Origin of the sequence: Paenarthrobacter sp. TAF1 (genome assembly GCF_052113825.1) — a bacterium.
Classification (GTDB): domain Bacteria; phylum Actinomycetota; class Actinomycetes; order Actinomycetales; family Micrococcaceae; genus Arthrobacter; species Arthrobacter nicotinovorans.
Genome location: NZ_JBFRDO010000005.1, coordinates 165,474 through 184,584, shown reverse-complemented (window position 1 = coordinate 184,584; position 19,111 = coordinate 165,474). Strand labels below are relative to the sequence as shown.

Annotated in this window: 18 protein-coding genes; 6 read left to right on the top strand and 12 right to left on the bottom strand. The window is 64.3% G+C overall.

All coding sequences use genetic code 11. The features are described from left to right. Positions 1–26 precede the first annotated feature (26 nt). The 8 genes from AB4Y81_RS09040 to AB4Y81_RS09005 form a co-directional block, all read right to left on the bottom strand. Complete coding sequence (locus tag AB4Y81_RS09040) at positions 27–1,370, bottom strand: patatin-like phospholipase family protein (protein ID WP_189075876.1); 1,344 nt, start codon at positions 1,368–1,370, stop codon at positions 27–29. Further along, positions 1,367–1,780, bottom strand: coding sequence for a hypothetical protein (locus AB4Y81_RS09035; protein ID WP_431230336.1), 414 nt, complete (start codon positions 1,778–1,780; stop codon positions 1,367–1,369). The genes AB4Y81_RS09040 and AB4Y81_RS09035 overlap by 4 nt, the downstream gene beginning before the upstream one ends. After that, positions 1,777–2,259 (bottom strand): hypothetical protein, encoded by a 483-nt coding sequence (locus AB4Y81_RS09030; RefSeq protein ID WP_431230337.1) that lies wholly within the window; start codon positions 2,257–2,259, stop codon positions 1,777–1,779. Before AB4Y81_RS09030 ends, AB4Y81_RS09035 begins: the two co-directional genes overlap by 4 nt. Next, positions 2,256–3,233 (bottom strand): acetoacetate decarboxylase family protein, encoded by a 978-nt coding sequence (locus AB4Y81_RS09025; protein ID WP_431230338.1) that lies wholly within the window; start codon positions 3,231–3,233, stop codon positions 2,256–2,258. The genes AB4Y81_RS09030 and AB4Y81_RS09025 overlap by 4 nt, the downstream gene beginning before the upstream one ends. Next, entirely contained in the window at positions 3,230–4,285 is a 1,056-nt protein-coding gene (locus tag AB4Y81_RS09020; RefSeq protein WP_110504452.1) for an alpha/beta fold hydrolase, read from the bottom strand. Before AB4Y81_RS09020 ends, AB4Y81_RS09025 begins: the two co-directional genes overlap by 4 nt. Continuing rightward, the gene (locus tag AB4Y81_RS09015) at positions 4,282–6,225 is read right to left on the bottom strand and encodes a hypothetical protein (RefSeq protein WP_431230339.1); all 1,944 of its coding nucleotides are present in this window, start codon (positions 6,223–6,225) and stop codon (positions 4,282–4,284) included. Before AB4Y81_RS09015 ends, AB4Y81_RS09020 begins: the two co-directional genes overlap by 4 nt. Further along, positions 6,222–8,897, bottom strand: a complete 2,676-nt coding sequence (locus tag AB4Y81_RS09010) for a GMC oxidoreductase (protein WP_441995703.1) — start codon at positions 8,895–8,897, stop codon at positions 6,222–6,224. The genes AB4Y81_RS09015 and AB4Y81_RS09010 overlap by 4 nt, the downstream gene beginning before the upstream one ends. A 151-nt stretch (positions 8,898–9,048) precedes the next feature. Beyond that, positions 9,049–9,480: a hypothetical protein gene (locus AB4Y81_RS09005; protein ID WP_434328217.1), complete on the bottom strand. Its 432-nt coding sequence runs from the start codon at positions 9,478–9,480 to the stop codon at positions 9,049–9,051. Positions 9,481–9,565: 85 nt separating this feature from the next. On the opposite strand from AB4Y81_RS09005, the gene AB4Y81_RS09000 reads away from it, so the two are divergent. Both AB4Y81_RS09000 and AB4Y81_RS08995 read left to right on the top strand, forming a co-directional pair. Beyond that, positions 9,566–10,342: an SDR family oxidoreductase gene (locus AB4Y81_RS09000; RefSeq protein WP_018777368.1), complete on the top strand. Its 777-nt coding sequence runs from the start codon at positions 9,566–9,568 to the stop codon at positions 10,340–10,342. A 48-nt stretch (positions 10,343–10,390) separates the two neighbouring features. After that, the gene (locus AB4Y81_RS08995; protein ID WP_441995702.1) at positions 10,391–10,984 is read left to right on the top strand and encodes a dihydrofolate reductase family protein; all 594 of its coding nucleotides are present in this window, start codon (positions 10,391–10,393) and stop codon (positions 10,982–10,984) included. Positions 10,985–11,001: 17 nt separating this feature from the next. On the opposite strand, the gene AB4Y81_RS08990 is transcribed toward AB4Y81_RS08995, so the two are convergent. Further along, complete coding sequence (locus AB4Y81_RS08990) at positions 11,002–11,442, bottom strand: hypothetical protein (RefSeq protein WP_441995701.1); 441 nt, start codon at positions 11,440–11,442, stop codon at positions 11,002–11,004. Positions 11,443–11,529: 87 nt separating this feature from the next. Here AB4Y81_RS08990 and AB4Y81_RS08985 point away from each other — a divergent pair, with 87 nt between their 5' ends. Further along, positions 11,530–11,961, top strand: a complete 432-nt coding sequence (locus AB4Y81_RS08985; protein ID WP_018777371.1) for a LexA family protein — start codon at positions 11,530–11,532, stop codon at positions 11,959–11,961. Here AB4Y81_RS08985 and AB4Y81_RS08980 read toward each other — a convergent pair. Then, positions 11,952–12,968: a LacI family DNA-binding transcriptional regulator gene (locus AB4Y81_RS08980; RefSeq protein ID WP_039240376.1), complete on the bottom strand. Its 1,017-nt coding sequence runs from the start codon at positions 12,966–12,968 to the stop codon at positions 11,952–11,954. The genes AB4Y81_RS08985 and AB4Y81_RS08980 overlap by 10 nt on opposite strands. A 137-nt stretch (positions 12,969–13,105) precedes the next feature. Here AB4Y81_RS08980 and AB4Y81_RS08975 point away from each other — a divergent pair, with 137 nt between their 5' ends. From AB4Y81_RS08975 to AB4Y81_RS08965, 3 genes are all read left to right on the top strand, one after another. Next, the gene (locus AB4Y81_RS08975; protein WP_441995700.1) at positions 13,106–14,572 is read left to right on the top strand and encodes a sugar porter family MFS transporter; all 1,467 of its coding nucleotides are present in this window, start codon (positions 13,106–13,108) and stop codon (positions 14,570–14,572) included. 150 nt (positions 14,573–14,722) lie between these two features. After that, positions 14,723–15,433, top strand: a complete 711-nt coding sequence (locus tag AB4Y81_RS08970; protein WP_441995699.1) for a hypothetical protein — start codon at positions 14,723–14,725, stop codon at positions 15,431–15,433. Between the two features lie 157 nt (positions 15,434–15,590). Beyond that, the gene (locus AB4Y81_RS08965; RefSeq protein WP_434328223.1) at positions 15,591–16,889 is read left to right on the top strand and encodes a Y-family DNA polymerase; all 1,299 of its coding nucleotides are present in this window, start codon (positions 15,591–15,593) and stop codon (positions 16,887–16,889) included. A gap of 13 nt (positions 16,890–16,902) precedes the next feature. Here the strand turns inward: AB4Y81_RS08965 and AB4Y81_RS08960 are convergent, their stop codons facing one another. Next, positions 16,903–18,060 carry a uroporphyrinogen-III synthase gene (locus AB4Y81_RS08960; RefSeq protein WP_441995698.1) on the bottom strand — a complete coding sequence of 386 codons (1,158 nt, stop codon included), beginning with the start codon at positions 18,058–18,060 and terminating at the stop codon, positions 16,903–16,905. Positions 18,061–18,072: 12 nt separating this feature from the next. Continuing rightward, positions 18,073–19,107 (bottom strand): uroporphyrinogen-III C-methyltransferase, encoded by a 1,035-nt coding sequence (gene cobA, locus AB4Y81_RS08955; protein WP_434328225.1) that lies wholly within the window; start codon positions 19,105–19,107, stop codon positions 18,073–18,075. Between the last annotated feature and the right edge of the window lie 4 nt (positions 19,108–19,111).

Sequence of the window (19,111 nt, the reverse complement as noted above, 5' to 3'; positions counted from 1 at the left end):
TGCATCACATTGAAGCCGGGACGCGGTTAGTATCGGCGCAACAGCTCCCGGAATCCGTTGGCTGTGAAGCGGGCTATTGCTTGTGCCCGCCCGGCCAGGCCGTGTACGCCCACGGGTTCAACAGAAGCCAGGAGGCCGGCCGTATCGATCAGGCTCATAGTGAGATCCACCACCTGTTCGCCCAGGTGGAGCCGGGCGTTCCGGCTGTCTGACCACGCATCTGCTCCGGGATCGTCGTGCAGGGTCCGGATGACGGCCGCATCCCGCCACCCACCGTTCAGCCGCAAACGAAAGCGATAGGCCATGTCATCCCCCACGGTCTCCACATGACCGCCGGCAAGGAAGACGCGCCCCCACGGCGGGTAGTCAAGGTGTCCGCTGAGCTGCGCCAGTCCTTCTCCGGGCTCGGAGGGCGTCACGACGGCGGCCCGGAATGTCAGCGGTTGACCGTCCAGTTCGCCGTGCAGGACATCGATGAAACGGACACCAGGCGACGGCTCGGTCATCGCCGTGCAGAGGGGGTCTTTGGCGAGTCCGGTCGGCGACATCGTCCGCATATATGCCCTGGCGTCGCGGTACCCCATGCCGATCAGTGTGTCGGCGTCGATCCGGCCCAGGTAAAACTCCGGATCCAGCGGCAACGGGTGCTCGGGCCGGATCACATGCAGCACAAACTCGCGCCCCGCGGCGGCGGCAGCTTCGAAGTCGGCCAGGAGGGCACCCATGGCACTCATCTCGATCATGTGAACGTACTGTTCCAGCGGCCCGTCCCCCCAGTACGGCGAGTTGCCGATGCACCAAATCAACCAGATTTCCTCGGCCCCCCGGCGTAAGGCTTCGCCGATGTTGGCATCCCTGACCCACACGGCGTCCGTCCAGATTTTCCCGTCCCGGCGCAGCGGCTTGAGGAAGATGGGCAACGACATTCCGGCCGCCATCAGTTCGGCGTCAATGTGCGCGGCATCGATGGCGTGGCATTGTTTCGAAGTGAACTCCACTACGTTGAAGGAGCCTTCGACAGCGTCCGGCCCGGCCGCGCGGTCACGGATGCTTTTTGCGTTGATGCCGAGGGCCGGGAAGATCTTGCCCAGGATGCCGTCGGCGTCTCCCAGCGCGGGGAGGGACCACGGCCCTTTGACGTAATCAGCAAAGGGCAGGGCGGAGCTGAAGTCTTTGACGTCCACGCCGGACCAGCGGCGGCACATTTCCTCGGCGGGAATTCCGGAGAGCATCATTCCGGCCGTGAGGATGCCGCCGGAGGTGCCATCGATGTGCTGGAATTCCAAACCCTCCTCGGCGAGCGCCTTGACCACGCCTGCCTGCCACGCCACCCGCATCCCTCCGCCGGCAAGGACCAGGGAGCGTTTCACGGTGTTCTTCCTCCGGCCAGCCCAGAGCTGGCTGCAGCGAAGCGGATCCTGCGCCAGTAGACGAACAGGAGTCCCGCCGTCGCGAGGTCAAAGAACGCGACCCAGAGTGCAAGGGGAGAAAAGACCCCGTTCAGCACCCCGATGCCCACCGCGCTGAAGGCTCCGGCCTTCTGCAGTCCTGACCAAAGGACTACGTCGGGTGAGGGGGCGCCGCTGAGGAGTGTGTGGAGGAGCAGCCCGCCCACCACTACCATGAACATGCCCACTGTCCCGAACAGTTGGCGGGTCGTTGCAGTGTCCTCGGAGCCCAGCAATTGAAGGATTGGACCGCCGAAGGGCAATTGCGCGGCGCCGGTGAGGACGGTGATGGCGGCAATGACCGCGAGAACGGCACGGAGGGGATCAGTCATGTGAAGGACTCCAGCAGCCGGCCACGGTCAACGAGCAGCCACACCATCGAGGCCCAGGTCAGGGTGGAGACGTAGAAACGGATGTCGTTGAGCATCATCCACCGTTTGAGCAGGGACCGGAGTTCGGTGTCATCTGCGAAGTCGCCGCCGCGGATCCTCACGTTGATGGGGATGATGAGGCCTTGCCCGACAACTGTCAGTGCAATGATTCCTGCCAGGCAGATGATGGCGAAGACGACGCGGGTGGTTCCCCATTCGGACCACACCAGGATGCCTCCGGAGATGAACATGACAGGCACCACGACGGTAAAGAACTTCGTGGCGGCGCGGGTGGGGATGCCGAAATGCATGTCCACGTTGTCCCGTGCCAGCGAGTGCCAGGTGGGGTAGAGGAAGAACTTGAGAACCCACATGGTGCCGACATACATGGTGGCGCCGAAGAGAAAGTAGAGGGCGTTGATCAGGAGGAGCCAGTTCACGGTGTGCCGCCGGCATGAGGGTTGGAAACGGCGCCCGGTACCCTGCTGCGGTCCGGGGGCGCGAGCCATTCCTGGCTTTGGCCGAGGTCCGTGACGCTGTCCAGCATGTCGCCCCCTTGAAGGGCCGCTGCTTCCAATGGGGTGGGGGCGGTGAGGAACCAGGCTTCGTAGTGGTCGTCCAGGATGCCGTGGGCCTGGGGCAGCCAGGCTGTGAAGACGGGTTTGGTCTCCACTTGCAGTTCCTTTAAGGGTTCGACGCCGGGAACGTCGCCGAGGATGAGGCGCGCCTTGGCTTGTGCTCCCAGGGCGATGTCTCCGATGGCTTCGAAGTAGATATCGGACTTCCACAGCATGTTCCGGAAGACGCAGTAGTTGGATGCGGCGAGTTTCAGGGGCAGCGCCAGTGGACTTGGAGCGGCGGGCCGCTCTATTTCGATGTAACAGCCCAGCTTCCCGTCTTGCTCGTAGAGCGCTGAGACGGTTGAGTCTGTGACGACGAAGTCGAGGTTGGCCTGGTGCTTGGGCATGCCCCAGATTCCCTTGCCGCCCTTGACCGAAACTTCCGTGCTGACTGGCAGGTCCACCACGAACTGGCCCAGCTTGAACGTCCTCTGGAACAGCAACGGCAGGATGGGCGGCGCCGGCCGGCTGCCATGGGTGATGGCAATGGCCAGGGAGTATTCGATGTACTTGCCGATGTCCGTGGATTTGTAATTGACCACTGTGACTACCAGCAGCCCTTTGCCGCCCAGGCTGAAGGGGCGCATTTCAGTCCCGGGGAGAACCGCTGCGGCCGCGCGTTTGTTGATGGAAAAGGCTGCCATCAGCACTGGTGAGTCATCGGAATTGACCGGCATCACATATTTGATTCCGTCGGCGAAAGCATGCTGGCCGCGAAGGCGTTCCTGTCTGCGGGGAACCGGTGAGGGCATGAGCTTGAGCAGGGGAGTGACCAGTTGGGTGAGGGTTTTCATGTGTTCGGCTCCTTGGTTCCGTTCAGCTCCTGGAGGATGACGGGGAATGTGTCCCGCCAGGCATGGTCGCCAAAGAAGACATCAAGGTGGCCATATCCGGGGATGAGATGGAGCGAATCTTTGCCGGGACGGTGGTGCTGGAAGAAGTTGTAGGTACGTTGCTGGCTTTCGGGAAGGAAGCAGCGGTTGTCCAGGCCGGCTATGAAGGCGAATCGGGCATCCGTTTGCGGGGCTTCCGCCACAAGGTTGTCGGGGAGTTCGGCGTGGTCGCCGGCAGCCACCATATGCCCGGCCTTGATGCTTCGGCCCATCTCTTCGAAGAAAGTCACGGGCACCTCTGCGAACTCGCCGCTGAGCCACTGGTGGGTGGCGTCGTCGAGGTTTTCGTGGGACCAGAGGGCCGGGCGTCCGCTGCCGTAGGTAAAGCTGACCATTTTGCAAACGGTGTTGTCGCACTCGTGGTGGGTCGCTTTGACCAGACCGCGGATGGCCCGGGTGAAGTAGCCCTGGGATTTGTATCCCCAAGCGGGCGAGAGATACGGGGTGAAGACTTTCACCACCGGCGTGAGGTAGTCGATCTTGAGGCGGGAGAAAGGTGGCACTACCGGGTGGAGCGAGACGGCGTTGGAGACGATCGTGTCCACCTGGGGCAGCAGCCCGGCGACGGCGGACATGGTGAACGACGTCGAGCCTTGGCAGTGGATGACGGCCTTCATCGTTTCGGCTCCGGTCGCGTTCAGGACGTGTTCGACGGCGGCAGGGTGGTCGTACACGGCGGCGTCGGCGAGCGTCCAGGACAGGGGGTCGAGGTCGATGGAGGCCCTCCAGTTCAGCATCCACACGTCCCAGCCGTCCTCGAGGAGTACATCGACAATGGTGGTCCTGACCGGTGGCCTGAACAGTTCTGCCCTGACGCCGGATCCGTGGACCAGCAGCACCGGCCCTTTGGTGGTTTCCGCCGGCGAAGTCACGTGGACCAGGCTGAGCGGAGTGTTGTCCCGGGCACGGAACGGGATGACCTCGGTCCGGTGTCCGGCACGGGTGATGATCATGATGCGGGTCCCTCCTGTGCGATGGTGATGGGCTGTTCAAGCAGCCGGACGGCAGGAAGGCCGGCCTCGGGAAGCAGCCGCGCGCCGTCGTCGTTTCCGGTCAGCTGCCAGTCGCGGCAGATGGTGTCCACGGCCAGGGGGTAGACGGTCAATGAGCCGTCCGCGTCCAGGTGGAGGCGGAGGAAGCCTTTGTGGTCCTCGATGGATTGTCCTGACATTTTCCAGGTGGACACTTCCCCGCTTGGGGTAGCCAGGATGTAGAGTGCGAAGGCTTCGCTGCCCAGCACCCACCCGCCAACGTGGACCAATGCCAGCGCCAGGAGCACCACCACCACGTCCGGCCAATTGCCGGGCCACGGAACAAGGATGACGACGCCGGCACTCACCGCGAGCGCCGCGAGTTGGAAGAGCGCTCCCCGGGCGAAGACAACAATGCCGGAACTGGCGATACGGAAGGTCCGGGCCGCCAGGGTGGTCACGCCCAGCAGCACAGGGACGACAAGGACCAGCACGGCAAGAAGGAGAACGGTGTTTCCGCGCGTGAGCCCATGGAGCCCGTCCACGAACGATTCACCGCGGAAAGCACTGAACACCGTCCATGCCGTGAGAGCGGCAACCACATGGAGCAGGCCAATGGACAATCCGAAGCCCGGGTTGCGCACCGGTAGCCATGAAGGGGACAAGGGGTTGGCCAGGCGTGGTCCCAGGAGGTGTGAGTCGGACTGGTCAGGATAGATGGTGGAGCTTCTGGTGAATCGGCGTCCCGCTGCCGGGTGGCTCCCGGCGGCGGGCACACTGAACGGGTCTCCCGGGACGGCGTGTGCAGGCAGGAGGAGTTCATCCGGCAGCCAGTGGGCGTCCGACAGGTACGCCCCACCCAGCCCGCACGTGATGAGCTGTGTCTTCCCTGCATCGGCGCCGGAAGTGTCCTGTTCATAGCGGGAGTAGTGATGGAGGTCCCCGGTGAGCCAGAGCCGGACGTTGGCCCCTGTGTCCTCGAACAGCTGCGTGGCCGGATTGAAGCGGCGGCGCAGATAGTCCTGCTCAAAGAAGCTCACTTGCTGGAATTCAGTGGTTCCTTTGACCCAGAAGGGGGCGGCTACGCAGAGGATGATGGCGTCTCCAGGCTGCAGCTGGGACGTGACGCTGCGGTAGAAGTATTCCAGTTGTGGTTCGTCGATGTACTGGCCCAGTTGGCTGTCCAGGCCCAGCAGCCACCAGCCCGGAACGCCGTGATGGCCGGGCCGTGGTGGTTGTCCGGTGAGCCGCAGGCCGAAGTAGCTGCGGGTCTGGATGGTCCGCCATCCGCCGATGCTTCGTTGCCGCGTGAATACCCGGATGAAGGAGGTCAGGCCGTCGTACCAATCGTGGTTTCCGGGGAGGGCCAGCATGATCGGCGCCCGGTTCGGTGGCATGCCGGGAGATGGCGCCTGGTTTCGTGGCAACGCCATCCGGTACGGCCCGACCATCCGGTCCTTATATCCGGCCGGGGACGCCACGGGGTAGACCTCGTCGCCGCCCAGGACCAGGACGTGGCCCCTCGGGAGGACCAGACCCCCGACGCTGAGGGCATCCTGGGCCAGCAGGGAGGCAACCGTGTACGTGGCATCGAATCCGTCGCCGAGGTCCGCCGCGAAGTCGAGCCACAGTTCGGCGGGTTGATCCGGGCTGCCTGGATCCTGGCCAGCGGGATCCGGCAGGCCGCGCTCGCTGACCACCGGTTGCGCAGGCTGGCCAGCGTCGGGCAGCTTGTCCAGGCTCAGCGGATCGTCCGGGAAGCTGCCCTCCAACTCTCGTTTGTCGCCAAAATCGGCGAAGACGGTGGCGGCCATGACCTTCAGGGCGGTACGCGCCAGCGACATGGGCGAGAGCCAGCGGACCGCGGTCCGTGGAGTGAAACCCAAGACGGCGTGGTGTTGCGCGAGCTCCCGGATCTTCATTGCTTCGGCGTGAATGGAAAGGATATGCGTCGGGGTGTTCGCCCGTAAACCTGCCAGAGTTCGCCCCCGAACAGCTTCCCGAACGTCAGCAGTCCAGCGGCCGGCTCAGCGCCCTCGGCCCGGAAGGTGGTCAGTTGCCGGGCGAAGTCCAAAGGCCGGATGTAGAGGATGCCGGCGCCCACAGTGCCCTCCTGCCGCACCCTTGGGGGTTCAGCAGGGACCTCAGGTGGCGCGTCCCTTTCAGATGGCGGGACATGGCCCCGGGCGATCGTTGCGTAGAGAGTGGTCGTGTCCGGCCAGAGATCGAATCCCGCTTCATTGTGGATGAGCTTGTGACCCGTGAACGTGAACGGCGTACCGCCGGGGTCGCGCAGCCACAACCTGTACAGCATGCGCCTGGCCGGCCCGCCGTCGTCGGAGGTGTCCGCGACGAACAGGTTGAACCATCCGCGCTCCACCGGCATCCGGCCGCCGAAATAATCAGCCAGCACATACCCTTCGGCCTTGGCCGGATGCTCAGGATCCGCAGCGAACTGATCGATGTCTTCGGCAGTAATCGTGAGCTCGAACATGATCCGCCGGGACCGGTCCCTGCCCAGGCTGCGCCCCTTCTCCGGATCACTGACTCCTGGACTGAACCACCCATGCATCTGCTCGGTGAACCGAACGGAGGTCGCTTCCTTCCTTGAGCTCCCGGGCATTGCCAGGCCACGGGTGCCGGGCCCCTCCGGACGCTGCGCTGTGCCCGGGGCGACGGCGCTCGCAGGCCGTTCCGGGAGCGCGGACTTGCCCTTGGTGGCGTCGGGGGCCAAAGCGCGCGGAGCCACACTTCCGACGTCGACGACGGCGCCCGCCGCCTCCTGCTGAACGGTCACCGCATCGCTGGGGCTGATGCCCCTGTGGCGGGCTTTATCACTGGTCTCGACGAGGTGGGCGCACGTGCGCTCAGCGAAGGCGGCGATGGTCAGCGAGGGGTTGGCGCCTACCGGTCCGGGCATTGCGGCGCCATCCACTACGAACAGCCCGGGGTAGCCGAAAACTTCACCGTAGGAGTCGCACACTGCCTCGCCCGGGTGCCGCCCGGCGGGGGCTCCGCCAATGGGGTGGACGGTGATGACGCGTTTGGCCCACCAGAGCGGGTTGTCGATGAAGTTGCCGTCGAGGTCCTTGGCAATATCCGACATCGTTCGGCGGACACGGTCGAAATACGCGGTGGACGTCGCCATGGTCCAGGCGATGGCGAGGCGTCCGTCGCGCAGTGTCATGACGCCGTCGGGTATGTCGCGCCCCATGCCGAGCAAGGGGACGGAACTGGATGACAGGCGCCCGTCTCCCAGGGCAGCGGCGAGGTCTGCCGAGACGTTGGAGCGACCGGCGTCGAACAGTCGGTCCTTGAACAACTGACCCGCCACCTTCGCCGTGCGTTTCACCGCCGTCTTCAGCTGGGCCGTCTCGATGAGCCAGTTCATGAAGGCCGGGTACCCGGCGTCCTCCACGTAGTAGCCGCGGCCGTCGCCGCCGTCGTCGTTCCCATCCGGGACCCTGACCGCCGTGGTGATCACCGGCCCCTTGCTCCCGGAGAGTGCCCTGACTCCTGGCCGCGAGCCGTTGGTTGCGGGTGTCTTGGCATCCATGATGAACGTCAGGAGGTCACCGTTGCCGCTGAAGCGGGTGCCCAAGGCGTCGCTGAGCGCGGGCAGGGAGCCGTGGTTGCGAAGCAGGAGGAAGTTGGTGCCGAAGGTGCCCGCTCCCAGGATGAGCCGGCGGCAATGGATGATGCGTTCGGTGAGCAATCCGCCCCCACGATACGGTTCGTGGATGACGTAACGGAGTTCGTAGCCGCCGCTGTCCCGGTCCAGGGGCCGGATGCCGCGGACGTCGTGGAAGGTACGGATATCGGCGCCTTTGAAGGCAGCCGCCGAGAGGTAGTTGTGGTCGAGGGTGTTCTTGGCGCCGGCGTTGCAGCCGATGTCGCATTCGCCGCTGAGCGTGCAGGTGGTCCGCACCGTATCGGGGCCGTGGATGCTGCCGTAGTGGGGGAGCGGGAGCGCCTGGTTGGTCCGGGGTGCCGCTCCTGGCTCAGCGGAGAAGGTGACCGCAATGGGTGGCCGGGTGATGGACAGTCCCAGGTTTGCTGCCGTCTTTTCCATGGCCGTGGTCTTGGCGGTGTCCTGGTAGGGGTAGGGAACGGGTCGAAGCATGGCTTCGGCGGCGTCGTAGTAGGGGTCCAGGTCGGCCCGGGTAAACGGCCAATTCTCGTAGCCGCCGCCCGGGATGGGGGATTCGTTGACGAACCACTTCTCGTCCTTGCGCAAGAGCACGTTGGCGTAGATGAGGGAGCCGCCGCCGAGTCCGCTGGATACCAGCCCCTCTGTCCCGCGGAAGGTCCAGGCGTCGAAGAGGCCGTACAGCCCACGGTCGGGGTCCCAGAAGTTCTTGCCCATCTCCGACGGCGTACGGGCGAAATTTCCGGGCGGGTACGGTTTGCCGCGTTCCATGAGCACCACGGACTGTCCGGCTTCGGCGAGCCGCAGGGCTGCTACCGAGCCGCCGAACCCCGATCCGACAACCACCGCGTCCACCTTTTCGATGCGGTCCAGGCTGTGGCGTCGGGGATCATCAGCGGGTTCGGGACCCGCATCCCCACTGTTCCCGGTCCCCAGACGACCCATGGCCGTTCCTCTCAGAGGAGAGCTGACTACATGGCAGCGGCAGAGGATGCCGGGCGTGGCCGGGCGTTGCCTCCGCGGACTATGGGCCTTATGTTCCCACCGGGCAAGGGATCTGTAAATGAGGTGGAGTAATGCTGTTGGTGCATAGGGTTCAATGAATCCGCGAGTAAACCATGTCGAAGTCGTGCTCCAGTGGGCCTCCCGGATAGGTGCCGCGCTCCAGGCGGGCGGTGATGGTGTCGCCGTCCGGGCTGATGTGGCCAACAAAGCGCTGCGGCCAGTCCGGTCCGTCCCTGAAAAGCGTCCAGACATTGTCGCTGAGCGTCATGTCGTAGATGCGGGCAACGCCGCGTGAGTCGAAGTAGTGCTGTTGGAATGCCCGGTCCGAGCCCGTTGCACCGATGACGCTGACTGCGTTGGGGTATTCGGGCCTTGCCACGGTGGAACGCTGGATGAGGAAGCCGCCACCTTCCAGCCATTCAAAAGTGGTCCGTCCCTGTGTTCCGGCACTGGGGATGGTGGTCTCCCACGAGCCCACGAGGATGTTCAGTTGCTCAAGCGTGGGTCCTGGTTTCCGTGCCATGGCCGCCTTCTTTCCGCGGTGCTGATTCGTGGGTGCTAAGAGGTCCAGCGTAGAACCCGCCGGGGCCGCGGCATAGGGTCAAGGGATGACGTTGGAAAAAGAAACCAAGGTTGCCGTTGTCACAGGCGTAGGCAGGCGCCGCTCCATCGGGGCAGCACTGGCCAGGGGCCTGGCAGCCGACGGCTGGTCCCTTGTCCTGAACCACTGGAAGCCCTACGACGACCGGCTTGGCCTCGAATCGTCACCTGGCGATGCCGCCGCCATAGCCGCCGGGTGCCGCGCGGAGGGTGTCGCCGTCGAACTCGTATCCGGGGACCTCAGCGACCCTGGTGTACCGGCGGCGCTCGTTGCAGCGGGACGGAAACTGGGCCCCGTGACCGGGCTGGTGGTCTCGCACTGCGAATCTGTGGACAGCAGTATCCTCACTACTTCGGTGGAAAGCTGGGACCGCCATTTTGCCGTCAATGCCAGGGCCCCATGGCTGCTCATCAAGGCGTTTGCAGAGCAGCTGCCCGCCGTACCTCCCGGCGAAGTGGCCGGCAGGATCGTGGCGTTGACCAGCGACCACACCGTCCATAACCTGCCATATGGTGCGAGCAAGGGTGCCCTGGACCGGATCGTAACGGCGGCCGCCGTCGAACTCGGGGACAAAGGGGTGCGGGCCAACGTGATCAATCCCGGGCCGATTGACACCGGCTGGATGGACGACGACGTACGCGGCTGGACGACCCGGGCGACCCCGACCGGACGCCTGGGTACACCCACGGACACCGCGAACCTGGTGCGGTTCCTGTTCTCGGACGCGGGTTCCTGGATCAACGGCCAGGTCCTGCACAGCAATGGCGGATTCAACGTCTCCTGAGGCCGGCGTGCTCTGGTGGCCCCGGTGCGCCGATGGCAGGATGGGCGCATGACCCTCGTTACGTGTGACCTCACCGTGTCCCTTGATGGCTTTGTTGCCGGACCGAACCAGAGTATGGAACAACCGCTCGGCGAAGTGGGAGAGAAGCTGCACCGTTGGCAGTTCAAGGAACGGGATACCAACGCCGCCGAGGTCGCCGGGATCCTCGAAGCCGGCGCCTACATCATGGGCCGGAACATGTTCGCCGGGCCGGGCGAGCACTTGTGGCCGGAGCAGTGGCGTGGCTGGTGGGGCGAAGAACCCCCGTATCACGCGCCGGTGTTCGTTCTCAGCTCGCACCCGCACGAACCCATGGTGATGGAGGGCGGCACCACTTTCCATTTCGTCAATGACGACATCGGCTCAGTGCTCTCGCGCGCCAAGGAAGCTGCGGGCGGGAAGAACGTTGCCATCGCCGGTGGAGCCTCAACCGCCAGACAATTCCTGTCCGCTGGCCTCATTGACGAGTTGCGGCTCCATATCGCGCCGATCGTCCTGGGCGCAGGTGAGCGTTTGCTGGACGGTGTAGACGAGCTGAAGCTTGAACCCCTTGAGGTCCGTGGTACCAGCCTGGTCTCGCATCTGCGGTACAAGGTGGGCTGAACCCGTCCCTTCCTGGATCAGCCCCGGACCAGGCCGCTGATGATCATCGCAACGCCGGCGAAGGCCGCCACAAACGCCCAGTACTGCATGGGCAGGAAGAACAGGCTGTGCCGGTTGAAGTACCCGCGCCGGGCGGACTCGGCCTCGTATTTCAGTTGCTCATCCGCGAGGGCACGTGCCTCCTCGAAGGATTGAGGAGCGGGAAGGCCGGGGTGCTGGTAGGCGCCGACCTCTACCATTCTGGACAATTCCTGGCTTCTGGCGTTGACCGCTGCCTCGTAGCCCGCTGTGGGCCTGGTGCGGTTGAACCAGTTTCCGAGAGACCAGATCCCGGCTGCACCGGCCAGGAAGCCTACACCTACTGCGATCGGATTGCCGTGCGACAAGCCGCCCGCCAAACCACCGCAAATACCGAACACGACGAGGACCAAAATTCCCCAACCACGCCAAATAATCATTTCATTAGAGTAATTCATCCACGACGTGAATGTCCGCAGTTCGCTGTACACTCAGTTATCGAACATATATTCGAATAAAGGTGTGTTGTGGGCGTGATAGTCGGCCCCCGCGTGATAGACGCGGGCTTGTCCTTGATGTCGGTGCTGCTGGCTCCCGTGTCCGTGGCGGCGGGGTATCCCTCGCCGGCGCAGGATTACTTCGATGGCCGCATCGACCTCAATGAGCACCTGATCAAGGACGTCACCAGCACGTTCGTCGTCCGGGTGACCGGCCAATCGATGGAGGCCGCCGGCATCAGCGACGGAGACGAGCTGATTGTCAACCGGGCGCTGGAACCCAAGGATGGGTCCGTCGTCGTGGCTGTCCTGGATGGTGAGCTGACCATCAAACGCTTGCGCATCACCCCGACGGGCGTGGTGCTGCAGGCGGACAACCCTGCATTCCCGGACATCAGGGTGGCTGCCTTGTCGGAGCTGACTATTTGGGGCGTCGCAACCACGTGCCTGCATCACGTCTGAAGAGGCGGCGGTGCTGTTGAGTTGCGGACCACCAGCTCAGGCGTGAGCCTTTCGTCGGCGATGGGGCCCTCCGGGTTTCCGAGCCGTTCCAGCGCTATCGCGCCCGCCCTTTGGCCCAACACTGCGGCATGGAGGTCCACTGTCGTGAGGTCAACGCCGTGAAGCTTGGCGATCCGCGAATTGTCATAGCCCACCAGCGACAGGTCCTGCGGGATGGACAAACCCAGGGAATAGGCGGCTTCGCGGGCGCCCAGGGCCAGTTGGTCGTTGTGCGTGAAAATCGCCGTCGGGCGCTCGGGTTGTTTGAGGAGGAGCATGGTGGCGCGTTCCCCGGCTTCCTGCGTGAAGTCCTCGGCCGCCAGCGTTTGGGGCTTCAGCCCGGCGTCGCGCATGGTTTGTTGGTAGCTCCGCCTGCGGACGGTGTGTCCGTCGTACACGGGTCCCGCCAGGTGGGCGATGCGCCGGTGCCCGAGGGTGAGGAGATGTTCAGTCGCGGCCCTGGCCCCGACGACGTCATCCGAATAGACGCTGTCCACGCCCGGTACCGGCCGTGTGACGCTGACCAGCGGCACGATCTGCGCCAGTTCCTGCACGCGTTCGTCCGGATCCAGGAGCGTGGCGGCGATGATGATCCCGGCCCGGGCCTCTATGAGCGACTCCAGCGCGCCCCGGTCAACACCATCAACCGAGCGGGATACGCTCAGGATGAGCCGGTTGCCGTCCTGCGGGAGGGCCACGCGGACGCCGCTGAGAATGTCGGCATAGACCTCGTTGCGGATATCCATCAGGTAAAGCCCGACGGCGGAGCGGTGCTTGCGTGCCAGGTCGGCGGCTACGGCGTTGGGTCGGTATCCGAGACGCCGGGCGGCTTCGAAAATGGCTTCTTTGGTTTCGGCGCTGACTCCAGGAGCGCCCCGGAAGGCGAAAGACACCAATGTTCGGGAAACGCCTACTTCCCGGGCGACATCACTTTGCGTAGCTGGGCGGAGTGGGCGGTCGGGGGCCATGTCCTCCATCTTCCCACGTCACAGAAAGGGTTAATTCGGGTGTTTGTTAGTTTGACCTTACATTTAAGCCTTTCGCGCGTTAGTCTGTACTCAGAGCGGATGAGTATGACCCGCAACACACTGACAAAGGAGTCCTGATGTCTGCAACGCAAATGCAGCGGGAAGGCGCCCAAGCGGCCGCCGTTCCTCCGCTGACCAACGGCCCGCACAGAAAGCGCCTTGGCCTCGTAGCCCTGGTTGCAACCTTCGGCGGACTGCTGTTCGGCTATGACACTGGTGTCATCAACGGTGCCCTGAGGCCCATGACGGCCGATCTCGGCCTGACGCCCCTGACGGAAGGGATCGTGACCAGCTCCCTGTTGTTCGGTGCGGCAGCCGGAGCCGTGGGAGGTGGCCGCCTGTCCGATTCGTGGGGCCGCCGCAAGTCCATCCTCCTGCTCGCGGTGCTGTTCCTGGCCGGCACCATCGCCTGCGTCTTCGCGCCCAACTTTGAAGTGATGGTGCTCGGACGCGTTGTTCTCGGCCTTGCCGTCGGCGGAGCGTCCACCGTGGTGCCTGTCTTCCTTGCCGAACTGGCGCCCTACGAGATCCGGGGCTCGCTGGCCGGCCGGAATGAGCTCATGATCGTTATCGGCCAGCTGGCGGCGTTTGTCGTCAATGCCATCATCGGTAACGTCTGGGGAGAGTTCGGGGGAGTATGGCGCCTCATGCTCGCCGTTGCCGCACTGCCTGCCATCGCCTTGTTCTTCGGCATGCTCCGGATGCCCGAATCGCCGCGCTGGCTGATATCCAAGGGCCGTTGGGAAGAAGCCCTCGTTGTCCTCAAGACCATCCGGTCAGTGGAACGCGCAGAGGCCGAAATGGCCGACGTCAAGCACCTCGCCGACGAAGAGCGGGCGTCGAAGGCGACGTCGTGGGGCGCGCTCAAAGACAAGTGGATCCTTCGCATCATCCTGGTCGGCATCGGCTTGGGTGTGGCCCAGCAGCTGACCGGCATCAACTCGATCATGTACTACGGTCAGTCGGTGCTGGTCGAGGCTGGATTCGACTCCAACGCAGCCCTGATCGCCAACATCGCTCCCGGCGTGATCGCGGTGGTCGGGGGCGTCATTGCCCTGACGTTGATGCAGCGCGTCAACCGCCGCACCACCCTGCTCCTGGGCTTCACCTTGACCACGGCATGCCACTTCCTGATCGGCATCGCCTCCGTCCTCCTTCCCGTAGGAAACGAGGCCCGTCCATTCGTGATCCTGTTCCTGGTGGTGGCGTTCGTCGGCTCGATGCAGACGTTCCTGAATATCGCCGTCTGGGTCATGCTGTCGGAGATCTTCCCGCTTCACGTCCGTGGTTTCGCCATCGGCCTGTCGGTATTCTGCCTGTGGATCGCCAACGCGCTGCTGGGCCTGTTCTTCCCGACCCTGGTGGCCGGCGTCGGGATCACCGGAACCTTTTTCCTGTTCGGCGGCGTGGGCATCGCGGCCCTCATCTTCATCTACACCCAGGTCCCTGAGACCCGTGGGCGCACCCTGGAAGCGCTTGAAGAGGACGTCACTACCGGGGCCATCTATCTGGTGCACAAGAAGGACGCCGCCGCCCGCGCGTAGCCGGGCTCATGGTGTGAATCTCATAGCGCGAATCATCCCGCTCTTCGGACTTTTCCGCAGTCCGGAGGGCGGGATGTTTCGTAACGTGCGCAATAAGGCCTGCGCAAACAGCCCCGGCTCCTCGTTGGCTCCGCTGGCCAAAGCTCCACGATGACGTCAAAAGCGTGGTTGGATGGCGGTGTGCAGAAACGGTTGCCGGGCGATGATCTAACGGTGACCCGGTTGGGCGCTTCACGGATGGGGGCGGAGGTTTCCGCGGAAACGGACTCGGCGCGATCTACCGCAGCGCGGCGGCGCCTCAAGTGGGGCATCGTGTTGGCCCTCGTCTCGGTGCTGCTGGGAGTAGCAGCCCAAGCTTCCGCAGCGTGGGTCAGTGATTCATGGCCTGAGGTTCTGGTCTACTTCGTCATGCCGGGGTGGGCGCTCATTCTCTGTTGTCACCTTCTGAGCGGGGCTGCCGCCTTGGCAGCGCTGGTTCTGCTGGTACCGGCGCTGGTCGCGCGGATTCCACGCGGCCGGATCCGTCGGCTGACTGCCGTTCTTGCAGTTCTGGCCAGTGCCACGGCGGCTCTGCCGTGGTCTATTTATGCTGCCGGCATGGGGCTAGCCGCCGCGGCGGCAACATACGCCCAAGTGACGGCAAGCAGCGGAGACAGTGTCGTCGTCGAACAATCAGGTTTCGATCCACAAACCTATTCCGTTTATTCACAAAAATCGTGGGGGCTCTGGCAACGAACTGTCCCGTGGCTGTCCGCCACAGAGGTCTTCGACCCCAAGGACTGCATACTGACGGGCGGAAGCAGCGATCTCGTGCTCCACTGCGGAGTCGATGACGTCATCGTGCCGCGCCTAGGGGACTAGCCAAGCCCTTTCCTCCTGCAGCGGGCTCAATTGGTCAGGGAAGTTTCGTTGTCGGTGGGTGGCGGTACAGTTGACTTATTCGAACATATCTTCGAATCAGCGGCGTGTCCTCCCATTTTCCGAGGTCGCGCATGTTAATGACCAATCGAGGAGGAGCATGTCCAGGCCGGCCCTTATGCACACGATGCAGGAGATCGCCCACGTGGACATCAATTGTTTCTATGCCTCAGCAGAACGGGCCTTCAATCCCGCGTTGGAGGGCAAACCCCTGATCGTGCTCTCCAACAATGACGGTTGCGCCGTGACGAGGTCGCCGGAGGCGAAGCAGCTTGGCATCGGGCTGGGCGACCCATGGTTCAAGCTGGCTCCACGGGCCAAGGAATGGGGGCTCATTGCGCTGTCCAGCAACTACGAACTATACGGAGACATCAGCTCGCGCGTCATGGAGCTATTGCGGCGCTACTCGGCGTGGCAAGAGGTCTATTCGATCGACGAAGCGTTCCTGGGCGTCAAGGGCCGGCCGGAGGAGTTGCTGCAGCTGGGGCGAACCATCAAGGATGCTTGCCGCAGGAACGTTGGAGTTCCGGTGTGCGTCGGAATCGCCCGCACCAAAACGCTTGCCAAGCTGGCCAACAAATGGGCCAAACACAATCCGGCTTTCAACGGCGTGTGCCGTTGGGATTCGGTTCCTGAAGCCCGGCGCGAAGCGCTCATGGCCCGGCTGTCCGTTATCGAGATCTGGGGCGTGGCTACCAGGCTCACCAAGCGGCTGAACGCGATGGGCATCTTTTCAATCCTGGACCTGGTTCGGGCAGATCCCGTGGCCCTCCGGGACAAGTTCTCCATCGTCATGATGCGCACCGTCCTGGAACTGCAGGGAACGCCGTGCATCCCCATGGAAGAGGAAAGGATCGGACGGGACCAGCTGATCTTCTCGCGTTCGTTCTCGACGCCGATTACGACGGCGGCCCAGCTGCGGCAGGTGCTCAGCGTCTACGGGCAGATGGCCAGCGCCAGGCTGGCCAAGCACGACCTCCAAGCCAAGCTGCTGACGGCGTTCGCAGCAACGTCGGTGTACAACCCGAACGACAAATCGTTTCCTGCTGTGAACGTCAAGCTGCCCATGCCCACCGCCGATCCCGTGCTGCTCACCAAGGCTGCGCACGCCCTGGTCCCCAAAATCCAGGAGGGCGTCAGGTACGCCAAGGCCGGAATCATGGTCACCGACCTCCGTCCCAGCGGCAACCAGAAGCCCTTGGAGATCTTCGAGAACCGCCACGAGGAACGGGATATCGGAAGCTTGCTGGAGGAGGTCAGCAAACGCTATGGCCGCGGCTCCATCGGATTGGGGCATGCCGGCATCAAGGGCGGCCCGGACTGGTCAATGAAGAGGGATATGCTCAGCCCCCGCTACACCACCAACTGGGATGAACTGCCCTTGGTGAAAGCGGCGTAGCAGGGCCGCAACCCTAGGCCCGCAGCCGATATCCGCGTTTGACCACTGTTTCCACGAGCTTGCCGTCCGGGAGCGCGGACCGAAGCCGGCTGACCGTCATGTCCAAGGCGTGCACGGAACCGCGCAGATCCAACAGGTCCGAGAGCGCCTCACGCGACAAGACCGCGCCGCCGGCGCCGAGCAACGCCCGCAACAGCAGGAGGGGAGCGGGGGCCAGCTCCACCACTTCGCCGTTGATCCGCAGGCACCGTCCGCGCAGCTCGATGGTGGCACTCTTCGTCTCCAGGCGGCGGACATGGTTCAAAGACAAGTGCTCGGTCACAAGCCGAATAAGCGCACCCATGCGGTAACGGTCGGGTATCAGGGGCGTCAGCCCGGCGTCGACCAGGGGCTGGGCAGTCACCGGCCCGACCGCGGCCACCGTCACCGGGCCCTTGAGCGCTTCAATGAGCTGTCGGTAGAGGCCCATCTCATGCGCCGTGCTCCACATGGCATCCACTGCCGGGGCGCTGGTGAAGGTCAGGACGTCCAGGTTCCCATTGACCACAGCCTCGATCAGGCGCGGCAACTTGTCCTCACCATCGGGCTTCACCCAGCGGTAGGGAGTTACCGTCAGCACGGTCGCGCCGGACATGCGGAGTCGCTCGAGCTGGCGAACGTCCGTGTACCCGTGCAACTGCACAGCCACGGTCTTGCCGCGAACTCCCTCCACCAGCAGCATGTCCACCAAGGTGGCGGTGGTCTCGTCGCTGCTGATTCCGACGTCGGCAAGCCCGGCCGCGCGGACTGCACCGCGGGCCTTGGGTCCCCTGACGAACATGCGGCAGGCGGACAAGGTCTCCAGGAGCTGCTCGCCGATGCCAAAAGAATCGGCCGCCTCGCACCAGCGGCGCATGCCGTAGGCGGTGGTGGCGATGCAAATATCCGGCTTCGCTTCGATGATGGTCCGGGTGTCCTCTACGAGGATCATGTCCTCCAGGACCGGGGCGATCTTCAGGGCAGGGGCGTGCAGGACACTGGCGCCCCGCCTCTCCAGGGCCTCGATGAGGTCACGGGAACGGCGGTGCGAGGTGACGCCGATGCGGAATCCGTCCAAGGGCGCCTCGGGCGCCTCGGAAGTGTCCGGAGCGGCATTGGGGTCCAGGCTTTCGATGGCACGTGCAACAGTCATGTGTTCTTACCTTCAGGCTTCAAGAAGCGAAGCCGCGAGTCGGCTCAGTTCAGCGGATGCTTCGGCGTGATTCCGGTTGGCCTCGGCCACCCGGACCACCTCGCCGATCACCAGCACGGCAGGGTTGCTGCAGCCGGTCGCTGCTGTTTCGATACTACCGAGGTCGGCAATTGTGGTGCGTTGGCCGGGCCGATACCCACGTTCCACCACAGCCATCGGCATTTCACGATCCATCCCTGCCCGACGCAGTCCGGCGGCCAACTGGGGGAGAGTACCGATGCCCATGAGGACGATGATCGTCCCGCCGAGTCCGGCAAGGTGGGTGTGCTCCTTTTCCGTCAGGGGCGCGTGCCCTGACACTACCGTGAACATGTGGCTCACTTCGCGGTGCGTCACCGGAATGCCCGCGGCAGCAGGCACGGAGATGGCGCTGGTGACACCGGAAATCACCCGGACCGGAACACCGGCCGCAACACAAGCGGCTACCTCTTCCCCGCCCCGACCGAAGACGTAGGGGTCACCGCCCTTGAGCCTGACCACGTTCTTGCCCAGCAGCGCCGCTTCCACCATGAGCTTCTCAATGTCGCGCTGCGTCACCTTGTGCAGGCCGGGCTGCTTCCCCACATCCACGAGGTCAGCGGAGGTCAGGCCCGCCAGCTCCTGGTAGGGGGCCAGACGGTCGAAGAAGACGACGTCGGCATCCCGCAAAGCAGCGACAGCGCCCACGGTAAGCAGCTCAAGGCTTCCGGGACCTCCGCCCACCAATGTCACGTGGCCTTCGGCGCCCGGCTGCGGCTCGAACGCAACAGGGATGCCGGCCTCACGGCACCGGTCCACCAGCGCACCCCAGCCGTCGTCGCCGTCGTCTACTACCGCCACCAGGAACGGACGCTCGGGGAGCTGGCCGTCGGCCGGTGCACCGTCGGGCGTGCTCAGCCGGTAGACGTTGGCTCCGGCGCTCCGATAGCGGCGGACGGCCTGGCGGGCGGTTTTGTCGGATCCTGTGACCAGGACATCACGGTCGGTCAGGTCAATGGTGAGCTGCATGGGG

Bases quoted from the DNA above. Each gene is read 5' to 3' on its own strand.
- AB4Y81_RS08990 (WP_441995701.1), bottom strand. From the start codon at position 11,442: ATGATTATTTGGCGTGGTTGGGGAATTTTGGTCCTCGTCGTGTTCGGT.
- AB4Y81_RS09035 (WP_431230336.1), bottom strand. From the start codon at position 1,780: ATGACTGATCCCCTCCGTGCCGTTCTCGCGGTCATTGCCGCCATCACC.
- AB4Y81_RS09010 (WP_441995703.1), bottom strand. From the start codon at position 8,897: ATGGGTCGTCTGGGGACCGGGAACAGTGGGGATGCGGGTCCCGAACCC.
- AB4Y81_RS09015 (WP_431230339.1), bottom strand. From the start codon at position 6,225: ATGAAGATCCGGGAGCTCGCGCAACACCACGCCGTCTTGGGTTTCACT.
- AB4Y81_RS09000 (WP_018777368.1), top strand. From the start codon at position 9,566: ATGACGTTGGAAAAAGAAACCAAGGTTGCCGTTGTCACAGGCGTAGGC.
- AB4Y81_RS08970 (WP_441995699.1), top strand. From the start codon at position 14,723: ATGACGTCAAAAGCGTGGTTGGATGGCGGTGTGCAGAAACGGTTGCCG.
- AB4Y81_RS08975 (WP_441995700.1), top strand. From the start codon at position 13,106: ATGTCTGCAACGCAAATGCAGCGGGAAGGCGCCCAAGCGGCCGCCGTT.
- cobA (WP_434328225.1), bottom strand. From the start codon at position 19,107: ATGCAGCTCACCATTGACCTGACCGACCGTGATGTCCTGGTCACAGGA.
- AB4Y81_RS08995 (WP_441995702.1), top strand. From the start codon at position 10,391: ATGACCCTCGTTACGTGTGACCTCACCGTGTCCCTTGATGGCTTTGTT.
- AB4Y81_RS09020 (WP_110504452.1), bottom strand. From the start codon at position 4,285: ATGATCATCACCCGTGCCGGACACCGGACCGAGGTCATCCCGTTCCGT.
- AB4Y81_RS08965 (WP_434328223.1), top strand. From the start codon at position 15,591: ATGTCCAGGCCGGCCCTTATGCACACGATGCAGGAGATCGCCCACGTG.
- AB4Y81_RS08980 (WP_039240376.1), bottom strand. From the start codon at position 12,968: ATGGCCCCCGACCGCCCACTCCGCCCAGCTACGCAAAGTGATGTCGCC.
- AB4Y81_RS09025 (WP_431230338.1), bottom strand. From the start codon at position 3,233: ATGAAAACCCTCACCCAACTGGTCACTCCCCTGCTCAAGCTCATGCCC.
- AB4Y81_RS09005 (WP_434328217.1), bottom strand. From the start codon at position 9,480: ATGGCACGGAAACCAGGACCCACGCTTGAGCAACTGAACATCCTCGTG.
- AB4Y81_RS08960 (WP_441995698.1), bottom strand. From the start codon at position 18,060: ATGACTGTTGCACGTGCCATCGAAAGCCTGGACCCCAATGCCGCTCCG.